15 protein-coding genes are annotated in these 12,410 nt (G+C 38.8%); 9 read left to right on the forward strand and 6 right to left on the reverse strand.

The window, feature by feature from the left end:
• Nucleotide 1: 1 nt before the first annotated feature.
• The gene (locus ACQY77_RS06175; RefSeq protein ID WP_421938854.1) at nucleotides 2-223 is read left to right on the forward strand and encodes a hypothetical protein; all 222 of its coding nucleotides are present in this window, start codon (nucleotides 2-4) and stop codon (nucleotides 221-223) included.
• 109 nt (nucleotides 224-332) lie between these two features.
• On the opposite strand, the gene ACQY77_RS06180 is transcribed toward ACQY77_RS06175, so the two are convergent.
• The 3 genes from ACQY77_RS06180 to ACQY77_RS06190 all read right to left on the reverse strand — a co-directional run bounded on the left by ACQY77_RS06180 (nucleotide 333) and on the right by ACQY77_RS06190 (nucleotide 3,074).
• A complete protein-coding gene (locus ACQY77_RS06180) occupies nucleotides 333-1,175 on the reverse strand; it encodes an endonuclease/exonuclease/phosphatase family protein (RefSeq protein ID WP_421938853.1) in 843 nt (280 codons plus the stop codon).
• Between the two features lie 42 nt (nucleotides 1,176-1,217).
• The gene (locus ACQY77_RS06185) at nucleotides 1,218-2,621 is read right to left on the reverse strand and encodes an alkaline phosphatase (protein ID WP_421938852.1); all 1,404 of its coding nucleotides are present in this window, start codon (nucleotides 2,619-2,621) and stop codon (nucleotides 1,218-1,220) included.
• Between the two features lie 123 nt (nucleotides 2,622-2,744).
• On the reverse strand, nucleotides 2,745-3,074 hold the full coding sequence (locus ACQY77_RS06190) for a hypothetical protein (RefSeq protein ID WP_421938851.1): 330 nt from the start codon (nucleotides 3,072-3,074) through the stop codon (nucleotides 2,745-2,747).
• A gap of 206 nt (nucleotides 3,075-3,280) precedes the next feature.
• On the opposite strand from ACQY77_RS06190, the gene ACQY77_RS06195 reads away from it, so the two are divergent.
• The 6 genes from ACQY77_RS06195 to ACQY77_RS06220 all read left to right on the forward strand — a co-directional run bounded on the left by ACQY77_RS06195 (nucleotide 3,281) and on the right by ACQY77_RS06220 (nucleotide 7,081).
• Complete coding sequence (locus ACQY77_RS06195) at nucleotides 3,281-3,490, forward strand: DUF6965 family protein (RefSeq protein ID WP_421938850.1); 210 nt, start codon at nucleotides 3,281-3,283, stop codon at nucleotides 3,488-3,490.
• 217 nt (nucleotides 3,491-3,707) lie between these two features.
• A complete protein-coding gene (locus tag ACQY77_RS06200; RefSeq protein ID WP_421938849.1) occupies nucleotides 3,708-4,460 on the forward strand; it encodes an SDR family NAD(P)-dependent oxidoreductase in 753 nt (250 codons plus the stop codon).
• 270 nt (nucleotides 4,461-4,730) lie between these two features.
• Nucleotides 4,731-5,351, forward strand: a complete 621-nt coding sequence (locus ACQY77_RS06205) for a Crp/Fnr family transcriptional regulator (protein ID WP_421938848.1) — start codon at nucleotides 4,731-4,733, stop codon at nucleotides 5,349-5,351.
• Between the two features lie 226 nt (nucleotides 5,352-5,577).
• Entirely contained in the window at nucleotides 5,578-5,880 is a 303-nt protein-coding gene (locus ACQY77_RS06210; protein WP_428430124.1) for a CinA family protein, read from the forward strand.
• Complete coding sequence (locus ACQY77_RS06215; protein ID WP_428430142.1) at nucleotides 5,862-6,065, forward strand: hypothetical protein; 204 nt, start codon at nucleotides 5,862-5,864, stop codon at nucleotides 6,063-6,065. Before ACQY77_RS06210 ends, ACQY77_RS06215 begins: the two co-directional genes overlap by 19 nt.
• A 155-nt stretch (nucleotides 6,066-6,220) precedes the next feature.
• Nucleotides 6,221-7,081, forward strand: coding sequence for a hypothetical protein (locus ACQY77_RS06220; protein WP_421938846.1), 861 nt, complete (start codon nucleotides 6,221-6,223; stop codon nucleotides 7,079-7,081).
• A 297-nt stretch (nucleotides 7,082-7,378) separates the two neighbouring features.
• Here the strand turns inward: ACQY77_RS06220 and ACQY77_RS06225 are convergent, their stop codons facing one another.
• Nucleotides 7,379-8,875 (reverse strand): sulfatase family protein, encoded by a 1,497-nt coding sequence (locus tag ACQY77_RS06225; RefSeq protein ID WP_421938845.1) that lies wholly within the window; start codon nucleotides 8,873-8,875, stop codon nucleotides 7,379-7,381.
• Between the two features lie 278 nt (nucleotides 8,876-9,153).
• Between ACQY77_RS06225 and ACQY77_RS06230 the strand changes: the two genes are divergently transcribed.
• Complete coding sequence (locus ACQY77_RS06230) at nucleotides 9,154-9,954, forward strand: alpha/beta fold hydrolase (RefSeq protein ID WP_421938844.1); 801 nt, start codon at nucleotides 9,154-9,156, stop codon at nucleotides 9,952-9,954.
• A gap of 4 nt (nucleotides 9,955-9,958) precedes the next feature.
• Here the strand turns inward: ACQY77_RS06230 and ACQY77_RS06235 are convergent, their stop codons facing one another.
• Complete coding sequence (locus ACQY77_RS06235; protein ID WP_421938843.1) at nucleotides 9,959-10,735, reverse strand: hypothetical protein; 777 nt, start codon at nucleotides 10,733-10,735, stop codon at nucleotides 9,959-9,961.
• A 14-nt stretch (nucleotides 10,736-10,749) separates the two neighbouring features.
• Nucleotides 10,750-11,445: a LytR/AlgR family response regulator transcription factor gene (locus ACQY77_RS06240; RefSeq protein WP_421938842.1), complete on the reverse strand. Its 696-nt coding sequence runs from the start codon at nucleotides 11,443-11,445 to the stop codon at nucleotides 10,750-10,752.
• A 227-nt stretch (nucleotides 11,446-11,672) separates the two neighbouring features.
• On the opposite strand from ACQY77_RS06240, the gene ACQY77_RS06245 reads away from it, so the two are divergent.
• Nucleotides 11,673-12,299, forward strand: a complete 627-nt coding sequence (locus ACQY77_RS06245; RefSeq protein WP_421938841.1) for a hypothetical protein — start codon at nucleotides 11,673-11,675, stop codon at nucleotides 12,297-12,299.
• Nucleotides 12,300-12,410 lie beyond the last annotated feature (111 nt).

The following is a 12,410-nucleotide window of genomic DNA, read 5'->3' on the forward strand; positions in this document are numbered from 1 at the left end:
TTTGTGGGACAACTACCATTTTCAGCTAGGGGCCAATTTTAAAAGGAGAAAATTTAACCTTCGTGCTGGTGTACAGCTTAGTTATGGCCATACCGATCGTTATGCGCAACCAGCGAATTTCGACACTCCTACCGAAGATAATTTACTTATTGGAGAAACATTGAATGTTCCGGCAAAACGTTTTGGAGCGGGTTTATTGCTGAGCTATATTCACAATTTTTAAGTTTCCCATAAAACTGTAAAACGAAGTAATGAACGATCCGTATTACCATCAACAAAAAAGCGTCTGTTCATTTAAGACTCAGACGCTTTGAAAATCATATATGCATAAACTATTGAAGTACTACATCAACCAGAATAGGGAAATGATCTGAAACGAACTTACCATGATAAGTATCTGTTAAAATACCCCAGCGGTTGGCTGTAAAACCTTTGGTTACAAAAACGTGATCGATTATTTCATATCCACCAACATCTTTGCCCCAGGCATTAAATGAAGAGTTGTTTACATAAGGATTTTTAACCTGGGTATAGGTATCGGTTAGTGTGCCAGAATTAGCCAGGGTTAAATACCACTCACTTTTATGCCCGCCGTTAAGATCTCCCGTAAAAATGGCCGGTGTATTACCTGCAATTTCTTTAATTTTTTTCACCATCAATTTACCACTTTCAACCCTCGCAATCTTTCCCTGATGATCAAAATGTGCATTAAAGTAATAGAATTTTTTCCTGGTTTTTACATCTTCCAGATATACCCAACTGCAGATTCTGTTGCAGCATTTGGCATCCCAGCCTAAACCTGGTTTATCAGGTGTTTCCGATAGCCAGAAATCGCCTTTTTTCAATAATTTAAATTTGTCTTTTTTATAGAAGATTGTTGAATGTTCACCAGCATCTTTACCATCATCCCTGCCAAGGCCATAATGTTCAAATTCTGGCAGCAATTGCTGTAGGTCATCCACCTGATTTTTGAGTCCTTCCTGGATTCCGAATACATCAAACTGATGAAAGCGGATTAAATTTGCCGCTACAGATCTTCTTTGTTCCCAGCGGTTTCCGGTGTCGCCGGCATTATCATAGCGAACGTTAAATGACCCGATGGTGTAGTGCTGGGCAAAGCTGCTTAAACTCAATGACATGAGTAATAATAAAAAGAGGATTGATTTGTTTTTCATTTTATCTTATTGATTTGGTCGGTTTATTGATCAGGCAGCTTTTTAAATTTTATGGATAAAATGCTGGGGCATTTCTGCTGCTTCCAGCATAAAGTTATGCAATTCGTAATTCTTAACAAATGGTTTCAATTTCTCTGAGCCTGGTCCGAACATGGTAAGCTCTACATAATCTCCTGTATGGTTCATCCCAGCCCATTGTACATCGGTATATTTGCCCATCAACCTGCCGTATTCATAAAAAGGTAAATTCGATTCATTGTATAATCCACCCGGAATAATATCTTTAAAATGAACCCGCAACGAATTAATGTCGGCGGGGTTCATGGTAATTCCCTGGTGCTCCAAAATCATTTCCTGAATTTTCTTTTCTGAAAAGGATTGATCAATTTGCGTAAGCAGCCAGTTATTGCTATGCCTGAACTGCTGTAAACGGTCAAACTTCTTATCGGCCTCATCGGCATAAAATAAACCCGGATTGGCATTGCCATGGTCTGTAGTAATGATTACCAGGGTTTCTCCATCCTGCTCTGCAAATTCGATCACTTTCCCTACTGCTTCATCAAAAGCCAGCTGATCAAAAATAAGTCCGCTAACATCGTTTGAATGTGCCGCCCAATCTACTTTTCCACCCTCAATCTGGAGTGCAAAACCCTCCTTATGATCTTTCATCAAAGAAATTGCTTTAATGGCCATTTCTGCCAGAGAAGGAACAGTATCCATTAATTTCTGATCATGCTTCCGATCCACTTCATATGGCAACCCGTCTTCAGCAAATAAGCCTAAAACCGGCTTTGATTGATCGAGCGCCAACATTTGAGTTTTATTTTCAACAAAGTTGAATCCTTTAGACAGGTAATCTGGGATAATACTCCCATCTTTTCTTTTCGATCCAAAATACTTGTTACCACCACCCATCATCACGTCAAAGCGAAGCTCGAGATATATTTTTGCGATAGCAGCTTGCCCGTCGCGGTCATCAATATTTACACAAAATCCTGCCGGGGTAGCATGCGTGATGGGTACAGTAGTTACACAGCCTACTTTTTTTCCCTGCTCCTTGAATTTTTGAAGGATGGGTTGTGGCTTTTCGCCTTTTGCGCCAACATTGAGAGAACCATTAGGAACCCGCATACCACCACCCCAGGAAGAGCTTGCGGCAGCAGAATCTGTAACCATCGAACTGGCAGAAGCTGTATCCATTAATGCCCGAACAGCCCTATTTTGGCGGTATAAATCTAACCAGTGACTACTTTTTCCCCATGCGCGGTTAGCATACAGGTCGGCCATGTTAAGCGTTCCGGTACTCATACCATCACTCACCATCATAATGATATTTTTCGCTTTTTTCCCTTTACCAATGGGATTTGCAACAACGTCTTTCAGGTCAAAAAAAGGCAGTCCGATTCCTGCCAGCAGACCTCCTTTTAATAAGGATCTCCTATTCATTTGATTATTTATATTTTTTGTATGGTGCGCTAATCAGCGGCGAAAATAGGACTGCTATGTTAGGATAATGTTGAATACAGAATACCTTATTATAAAGTCTCTATTAAGATAACAGCTATTTTGCTAGCTGCCGTAACTTTTGCGGATGCTTTCCCTGAGCAGGATAAATTCCTGAGCGGTTTCGGGTACTGTTCTTCTCAGCACTTTCAGTTTTTCTGGTAGAAAACGCAGTTTTACTTTAAAATAAAGTTCCTGGTAAGTGGCCACCTGATCGCAAAGTTCCTGAATCAGTTTTTCGTACTTACCAAAAACCAGGTAGAGTTCTTCCCTGATTTCTTTTATTTGGCTGCAATCTTCCTGTTCTGCATCAATTGCAGTTTGCAACCGCTCCAAATAATTGAGCGCTTCGATTAAATGCTCAAAAGAATTCTTATTTATTCCCCTTATACTCATTAATAATTTCCATATGTACGCTATACAACAAATACACCTATGACTTATTCAACATACATTACCCAGTCACGAAATTAAAAAATCCCGGCCCTTACAAAGTTAACCTAGCATTATCATTAAGTTAATAATGTAGATTAAACCATTACCAACAGATATAAATTTAAGATTCCTGTCAATAAAGCAGTTTAATCCCTTAACTTTGCATCATGTCAATTTCAGAGTTAGAAGAATGGTTTGCAAATGCACCAAAACCACAAATGCCAGTTTATCTGAGCCCTGCAGAAAAAATAAACGACTACAATCAATTTTTAGAAAGCCATTTTGAACCCCTTCGTGCCAATCCGACAAGCAAGGTTAATGCGCCACTTTTAGATAGATTAATGAAAATGAAGCTGGTGATTGAGAGTAATGCTTAGGCAACGCTGATAACGCCTTGTCAGTTTCCTGTTTTTCCTATTCTCTATTTTTCTTCCCATTCCCTGCTTCCATCTCTATTTTCCCAAAGCTTGTTTTTATATTCCTTGCTAAACCCGGCTTGCTATATCCCAAAGTTATCTGAATGTCACAACCCACTATTTTCATAAACATAATCTCTGGCTGCACGTTAGATTACTAGTATTTAAACAATATATTATGTCGTTATTAGAAAATAAAGTAGCCTTAGTTTCGGGAGCTGGTTCCGGTATTGGACGTTCGATTGCCCTTAACTATGCTAAAGAAGGCGCAAAAGTAGTAGTAGCAGATATCAATGAAGAACACGCTGATGAAACGGTTAAACTGATCAAGGAAAATGGTGGTGAAGCCATAGCAGTTAAAGCCGATTCTTCCAAAGCCGAAGAAAACAAAAGATTGGTAGAAATAGTAGTAGCTCAATATGGTCGATTAGATATTGCCTGTAATAATGCAGGTATTGGTGGCCCTGCTAAACCAACTGCCGAATATGCAACTGAAGAATGGGATCGCGTTATTGCGCTCAATTTAAATGGTGTTTTTTATGCTTGTAAGTATCAACTGCAGCAAATGGAAAAGAATGGTGGTGGAGCCATTATTAACATTGCTTCCATACACGGGCAGGTTGCTGCACCAAATTCTCCCGCATATACAGCATCTAAACATGCAGTAGTGGGCTTAACTAAAAATATTGCTGCAGAATATGCCACTAAAAATATCCGATGTAATGCAGTTGGTCCTGGATATATAGAAACCCCTCTCCTTTCTGACAACCTATCAGAAGAAGCGAAAAATGCCATTGCAGCAAAAAGTCCTATCAACAGGCTGGGAAATGTACAGGAAATAGCTGACCTTGTTACTTTTTTAAGTTCTGATAAATCATCGTTTACAACGGGAAGCTATATTATAGCAGACGGAGGATATACGGCTGTTTAATGGTCTTCATAATAGTTGCGGTTCCAATCGCAGACTAGGTGGGGTAATTTGAGTTATCAGATTGCCCTTTTTTTTATATTTTTTTTCTTTTTTTCAAACCCTGTAGTTGTAAATTTCGTATATTAATATAAACTCCTTATCGTCAATTATGAAAAAAGGCAAATTATATTATCTGTTTAGGTAGGATTACCGTTTATATCTCCGACATTTGGAGGCAGAAAACATCGGCCTATTCTTTATCCGCAGTATTTAACTTCATCCCATTAAATCATGCAAACTATTATTTCGCCCTTACAACCGCTTATATCGTTTTTTAAACAATACGGCAACATTTCCGATGGTTTTATAAAAAAACTGGAACAAGAGTGCAGCTTTGTTACCGTTAGGAAAAACAAACACATTTTATCGCCTATAGACAGCAATGCGGCACTTTACTTTGTAACGAGTGGCATTGTTCGCGGCTTTATTAAAGATGAAGGTAAAGACATTACCACCTGGTTTAGTTTTGGCAATGAAATTATTGGAGCCATCCGTCATCCCCATGAAAATCCCGGTCATTCTGTTGAGTACCTTCATGCATTGGAAGAATGTGAACTCATTAGAATTCCCTATACCTTAATCGACTTTCTTTACACTACTTTTCCTGAAACCAATCTGATTGGCCGGAAACTTTTAGCCTTGCAATATCATGAGGCTTCAGAACGCTCTATTCTGGCCAGAATACCAACAGCAGGAGGCCGGTATGAGCGATTACAAAAAAACATGAATCATAACCTGAACTCAATCCCCTTACGCTATCTGGCCAGTTTCCTCGGCATGCGTGTAGAAACACTGAGCAGAATCAGAACTAAAAGCCACATGAACGATAAACAAAAACTGAGTCATGCATAAGTTAAGCCTGTTAGACTGATCTCTTTGTTCTTTGTTCTTTAGTATCAAGTATTTAGTATCAAGTATCAAGACAAGGTGTTATGTAGGTTAACACACTTGATCTTTGCTCGTTACTCCTTGCTCTTTGCTCGTTACTCCCAACTCATTGCTCCCTTCCTCCTGTCAAACCTTTTTAGCATCCATACTGTTTGAGGTATAGCAATAAGAAAGACAAATTGATTCAGTCATGGTAAACGAAATTTGTGAAGCAGTAGGAAAAACACTCATTGATCGAAAGTTAAGTATTGCATTTGCTGAAAGTGCAACTGCCGGAAGGTTAGCTTCCGAATTTGCTATGATTACTAATGCCGGTAAATTTTTACGCGGGGCCATTGTATGCTATGATGCGGCCCTGAAGATTGAACTCCTTCATGTAAATCCAGATCTTATTGAACAATATACACCTGAGTCTATGGAAGTAACCCGGGCAATAACTATGGTTTACAAAGTCAGATCAGCGCCGATATTTATATTGGTGTTACCGGATTAACCGCTCAAGGCGGAAGTGAAACCCCGGAAAAACCCGTTGGTACAATGTTTATTCATGGTATTAAAAATGGAGAGATTATCTTTTCCACACGCTGTAATTTTGTTGGTTCACGTGAGGAAATCATTTTGGGCAGTATTAACCACTGCGCAGAGTTGCTATGGGAATACCTTCAGGAATCAGGATAAACATGATGCTTGTGTAAAAAACAAGCTCGGCAGTCAAAATCATAAATGCTGAATTTGAAACTACTCTAATTGTCAACTTCATAAATTTAGCCAGAGCAACATACCTGATATTAGGATTATTTTTATAGTTTTAGGCTTTTCTAGTATATATCTACATGCCATTTACCCCATTGTCCAGCGTGCAATTATCTGCCTTTCGAATTGTACTACAAGAACAGCAGAACAGTCCGACCGAGAATTTTGCCCTGCTCCGCCAATTTAACGAAAGTTTTTCCAGCAATGCCGAGCAACTCGCAATTATGGAGTATAGCACCTCATTGTTGGGCACAGAAAGCCAATATAATGAGGTCAAAGCCGAATGTAAGGCGGCTTATCAAGCCTTAAAACAGCAACAAAAACATCTCGATGAGCGAATATTAATTATCGAACAAAAACTTTATCTCGGTTTACCCGAAGATCTGGAGGAAATGGAGAAGGTAATTACAGAGCAGGAATCTATTGTGGCAGATCAGGAAAAAATCAACCTATCCGAAGAACGCCTGCTCGAAAAAATGCGCAACATTGATATCGATCATGGCAAACAACTTGCTTTGCTTGAACAATCTAAAGAAAACAGATCTTTACCATTAAAATCGAAACAGGCTGCATTTCGATTAAAAATAGACCAGGCAGAAAAGCAACTCCTTTTAAAAACTAAAATATTCAGCGTAGCGCCTGTAATTGTTCTCCCTATTTTACTTGATGTAATTGCAACTAAAACCGGAATCCAAAAAGCAGGTGAAAACCATTATATTTTTTCACATTATGTATTTTTCCTCAGCTTCCTGATACTGGAGCTGTTTTTTGTTGAGCGATTTAAAAGTTTTGCTTCACAACGTTTAAGTACGGCCAGTTGCCTGGCCTTATTATCCGAATTGGAAACTGCGTTGATAGATAATAATCGGGAGATAAAGAAACTGGAAAATGAATGTGGCCTGAGTTTAAATGATGTATTAATGGCCTATGAAGACCATTAAATGGTAAACCGCGAGCTTAATAAGCATGAAGATTTCATGAAGAAATTAAAGAAATCACCCTCAATTTTTGGTGGTATAAGAAAGTAATGTTACCTTAGCTCTTGAGAGCGTTAATTTAGATACGGGCGGAAAGGCATTAGTCTTCTGCCCGTTTTTTGTTTACGGCAATTACCTCCTAACTATCAGCCGGATACGTAAATAGTTTTAACAATTCAGGATAAAACCTGCAAAAAAAAGCAGGCACACTTCCATCATGTACCTGCTATTATCTGGCATCCATTTAAGCCTAGGTATAATTTATTTGTTTTTAATTTCTTCTAATAAAGCGGCAAGGGCTTTTACGCGCTCGGGATGAACCTCTGCCAGATTATTTTTCTCTTCTTTATCCTTATTTAGGTCGTAGAGCTGAGCACTTGCTAAATTCCCGGTTTCAATACCTACCAATTTCGAATAAGCCGGGCCATTTTGCGGAACAATATATTTCCAATTGTCTTTGATGATTGAAAGCGCTCCTCCTTGTTCAATATAGGTAGATCGGCCTACCTTATTTTTGCCCAAAAAAGCATCCAATTGATTTTCACTATCTGAAGCTGTTCCGGCGGTAATTTTTTGCTGAAGCAAGGTTGCAAAGGATTGTAAAAAATCAATCTGCGATACCAGGGCGTTAGATACGGCAGGCTTGATAGCTGACGGCCAACTGATGATAAATGGTACTCTGGTACCACCTTCGAGTGCACTGTATTTACCTCCCCTTAGTGTACCTGCGGGGGTATGGCCGTTTAATCTGGTTACGGCTTCATCCTGATAACCATCGTCTAATACGGGGCCATTATCGCTGGTAAAGATGATCATCGTATTTTTTGCTATACCCTGATTTTCCAGCTGTTTCATAATTTCTCCAACAGTCCAGTCCAATTGTAGAATGGCATCCCCCCTGTCGCCCAATCCGCTTTTGTCTTTAAACATGGTACCTGGCATACGCGGAACATGCGGTTCTGTTAAAGCAAAGTACAAGAAAAAAGGGTTTTGTTTGTTGCCGGATATTACCTGCTTAGCCTGTTCTAAAAAGGTATAAGAGAGTTCTTCATCTACCCAACGCGCCATTTTACCTCCCGTCATGAAACCAATCCGGCCAATACCATTCACAATGGTATTATCATGACCCTGCCCTGCCGAGCTTTTCATTTTTAACAATTCCGGGTTTTCCCTTCCGGTAGGTTCGGTTCCTATTTTCTGTTTGTAATCTACTGCAATGGGATCTGATGAATCCAAAGCCAGCACGCGATGATTTTGAAGAAAAACCGTGGGTACCCGATCTGCAGTGGCCGGAAAAATGAAGGAGTAATCAAAACCTACCTCATTAGGCCCTGGTTTGATTTCACCATTCCAATTCTTCTCTACCTGTTCTCCTAAACCTAAATGCCATTTACCCACTACAGCGGTTTGATAACCTGCATCTTTAAAAACCCTGGGCAGCGTTTTACGATCCGTTGGAATAATCAGTGCAGCATCGCCAGGCAATACGCCTGTTCCTTTTTTCCTCCAGGGGTATTCACCTGTCATTAGCGCATATCTGGATGGTGTGCAGGTTGCTGAAGTAGAATGCCCGTTGGTAAAACGGATTCCTGCTGCAGCCAGCTTGTCCAGGTTTGGCGTATTCAGCTTGGTAGCACCATAGCAACTTAAATCGCCATAACCTAAATCATCGGCACAGATTAAAATTACGTTAGGTTTTTTCTGTGCAAAACCGTGAAAGCATAAAAAAGAAATTAAAATCAGTAATGTAATTCTCATTGATTAAATTTTAGGATTAGCATTTATATCCATCATCGAAGATCGGCCAGGTTATCCAGCATCATCAGCCCTTAAAATTCATCCTAACACAGCACGGTCTTCCAATCAATATTAAGAATTTATAAAGGAATAAGTTAAAAATAAACTGCTTTTGGCTGCGCAAACGTTTGATATTTAACCGATTTGTTCATTATCAGAATTATTTGCAGAAAACTGAAACATTCTCTACCTTCTCATTAATAAACCAAACATTATTTACACGCTTAATCTTTAATAATTTGCACCCTATATTAGCTAGAAACAATGTAAACGTCACCGGATCAGGGAGCCAGGTGATTGTTTTTGCCCACGGTTTTGGTTGTGCTCAAAACTCCTGGAAATTTATTACAGATGCTTTTTTAAAGGATTACCGCGTTGTATTATTTGACTATGTGGGCTCTGGTAATTCAGATATTAGTCAGTACGATTATCATAAATACGCTACTTTAGAAGGCTATGCATGCGATGTAGTTGATATTATTGAAGCACTGAATCTCCGCGACATTATTTTTGTTGGCCATTCGGTAAGCAGTATGATTGGCATGATTGCGGCATTACAAAAACCCGAAATCTTTAAAAAACTGGTATTTATTGGTCCTTCACCCCGTTACCTGAACGATCAGGAGTATATTGGAGGCTTTGAAATAAAAGACATTGAAGGGATTTTTATGCAAATTGCCGAAGATTATGTAGGCTGGACCAAAGTCATCTCTCCTGCTGTTATGCAAAATATGCATCGTCCGGAACTCAGCGAATTTTTACAAGAATGTTTTGAGGCTACGGATCCGAGTATTGCACTGGCTTTTGCCATGGCTACATTTAAATCAGATAACAGGGAAAATCTGAAAAAGTTAAAGGTACCCAGCCTAACCCTTCAAGGAGTAGATGATATTATGGTACCACTTTCTGCCGGGGATTATATCCAGCAACACACCCCCAGTAATTTCTTAAAAGTGATGCAGGCAACCGGACATTTCCCTCACATCAGCCATCCCGAAGAAACCATAAGAGAGATTAAAAATTTTATTGAAGAGAAATAACGAACTAGGAAGCAGAAGCCTTTAAATTCCAAAGAAAATTCAGTGCTTCCAGCTTCGCCAAATCACAAATGCGATGGATGTGGGCTAATTTCAATTTAGCCTCATCCCAGTCCATTTCCGCTTGAAGCAGGTATTGAACATCAGCACCAAGCTTAGCTTCCAAACCCATCACATAAATGGTCGATAAAAAATGATGCGCTGTTTGTTTGAAAGATGGATGATTCCTTTCGCTTAAATAACGATCCAATAAAACCAGATCAGCATTTAAATGGTTGATAAATTTTTCAGTCATGTCTAGCTCGTACGCCTTATCCCCTAAGCTCAGTTCATGTAACTTGCTGAGATCTAAAACAGCAAACTGATGATCAACCGCCGGCGTTACTTCACCCGGAGATCCGATTTGCAAGAACTGAGTTAAGATACCATCAAGGGCAATTTTATCTATTGGATACTGGATACAGGCATTCATCCCGGCAATGAAGCACTTATATTTTACTTCTTCCAAACTACTCCTTGTAATGGCTACTATAGAAGCAGATAATCCCTGTTCAAAACGTAAATGGCCAGCCAAAGCAAAACTATCCGCATCAGCTAATTCAGTACTGATCAATATAAGTGTAAATTCATTTTCATTTAGTGCCGCTAAAGCTGCAATTTTATCAGCCGCAATTATAAAACCTGCATCAAATTCCCTGAGGTACCGGGCAATAATTTCCTGATCATTAGGATCACTAACCAGTACCAATACACTTGTTTTTCTCTTTTTTTCGATTGTTGACATACTGTAAATGCCAGTTATAATATTTGAATTCGTTTATTTAAAGCTGGCTTGTAGGCTTCAGAAACCGGCACCAGGGTTTTGTTTACAATGACTGTGCTGCCATCCATAGCTTCGATTTTATTTAAATTGATCATAAATGAACGGTGTATCCTAATAAATCGATCAGCCGGTAATTTATCCTCTATCGATTTGAGGCTCGAATAAATACTGTAAGTTTTACTGCTGGTGTAAATTTTTACGTAATCACCTTTCGCCTCCAGATAATCTACATCGTTTAATCTTAGTCTTCTAATTGTTCCTGCGTCCCTGATAAAAATAAAATCATCTTTATTACTGCCTGAAAACAGGGCTTGATTTCTGAATATTTCCTTTGCTTTTAGGATGGATTGAAGAAAACGTTCTGGAGTTAGTGGTTTGGTCATAAAATCGACAACATTCAAATCAAAAGCATCTGCTGCATAATCTCTGTTGGCGGTTACAAAAATGATGAGCGGACTTTGATGCCCTAAACTTCTAGCCAGATCGATACCCGATAAATCAGGCATTTCTATATCCAATAGCAAGAGGTCAATTTTACTTGCACTCATTACCGTTAATGCTTCTGATGCCTGTCCGCACTCAGCAACCAGCTTCAAACCATTATCCAGTTTGATCAGCTGTTTTAAAGTACTTCTGGCAAGTTCATTATCATCAACTATCAGGCAGTTCATCCGCTCAAATTTTCTAAAAATAAAGCTAAGTATATGTGAGTAGTAATAGAGGGGCAAAGTATAATGAACAAAATGAACATTTATCTATCTTTGCCAAATCCAAATAACGCTCTATCCCGTAAGTATGCCCGCTCATCGTGCTAAAACGGCTTTACAGAGCAAAAGACTTAAAATTCATTTTATTCATTATTAAATTCAATTAAAAAAACATTAACAAATCAAGTACAATGAACTTATTCAAAACAATTTTACTATCCTCAATAACTGTTTTGGGCAGCCTGAGCATAAAAGCGCAAGATTTTAAAGCGCCTGTGAGTTTTAAACTTAAAAACGGAATGAACGTTATCGTTTCTGAAAACAAACGTTCTCCTAAAGCTTACGCCAGCTTCACTTTAGATGCTGCGACTTTTAAAAACGAGAAAGATGGGGTTGTAGAATTATTAAATGCAGTACTCAATGAGGGTACTGATAAAAATTCAGCAATTTCTTTTAAAGATAACAGTGGTAAACTTAATGCGCTTAGCAATAATTTTGACCATGAATTAAACACTTTTGCTTCATTAATCCAGAACGTAGTGATTGATGAACAAAATTTCAATACAGCCAAAGCTAAACTTTTAGTGAGCTTAAAAGCACAGGATTATGATTATGATCAAAGCGTGAATGAGCATAGCATTACAGCTTTAACAATAGATGATGTTAAAGCTTTCTATCATTCGATCAGTCCTGATAAAACTTATTTAACTATTGCCGGAGATATTGAATTTGCTCAGGCCAAAACAGCAGCCAAAAAAGCTTTTGGAAATTGGTTTCAGGCTGCTAATTCTACACCAGTTTTAGCAACGTCTAAATAACAACATTAAAATGATGAAAGGGCCTCCTGAAAATTCAGGAGGCTTTTTTTTTACCAAGGGTATTCTTAACAGGCGATACATACCTCAAAAAGCGATAGGGCAAACTTTTAT

The organism is Pedobacter sp., assembly GCF_965279535.1.
GTDB lineage: Bacteria > Bacteroidota > Bacteroidia > Sphingobacteriales > Sphingobacteriaceae > Pedobacter.

Bases quoted from the DNA above. Each gene is read 5' to 3' on its own strand.
- ACQY77_RS06220 (WP_421938846.1), top strand. From the start codon at position 6,221: ATGCCATTTACCCCATTGTCCAGCGTGCAATTATCTGCCTTTCGAATT.
- ACQY77_RS06240 (WP_421938842.1), bottom strand. From the start codon at position 11,445: ATGAACTGCCTGATAGTTGATGATAATGAACTTGCCAGAAGTACTTTA.
- ACQY77_RS06225 (WP_421938845.1), bottom strand. From the start codon at position 8,875: ATGAGAATTACATTACTGATTTTAATTTCTTTTTTATGCTTTCACGGT.
- ACQY77_RS06200 (WP_421938849.1), top strand. From the start codon at position 3,708: ATGTCGTTATTAGAAAATAAAGTAGCCTTAGTTTCGGGAGCTGGTTCC.
- ACQY77_RS06245 (WP_421938841.1), top strand. From the start codon at position 11,673: ATGAACTTATTCAAAACAATTTTACTATCCTCAATAACTGTTTTGGGC.
- ACQY77_RS06235 (WP_421938843.1), bottom strand. From the start codon at position 10,735: ATGTCAACAATCGAAAAAAAGAGAAAAACAAGTGTATTGGTACTGGTT.
- ACQY77_RS06190 (WP_421938851.1), bottom strand. From the start codon at position 3,074: ATGAGTATAAGGGGAATAAATAAGAATTCTTTTGAGCATTTAATCGAA.
- ACQY77_RS06180 (WP_421938853.1), bottom strand. From the start codon at position 1,175: ATGAAAAACAAATCAATCCTCTTTTTATTATTACTCATGTCATTGAGT.
- ACQY77_RS06185 (WP_421938852.1), bottom strand. From the start codon at position 2,621: ATGAATAGGAGATCCTTATTAAAAGGAGGTCTGCTGGCAGGAATCGGA.
- ACQY77_RS06195 (WP_421938850.1), top strand. From the start codon at position 3,281: ATGTCAATTTCAGAGTTAGAAGAATGGTTTGCAAATGCACCAAAACCA.
- ACQY77_RS06210 (WP_428430124.1), top strand. From the start codon at position 5,578: ATGGTAAACGAAATTTGTGAAGCAGTAGGAAAAACACTCATTGATCGA.
- ACQY77_RS06205 (WP_421938848.1), top strand. From the start codon at position 4,731: ATGCAAACTATTATTTCGCCCTTACAACCGCTTATATCGTTTTTTAAA.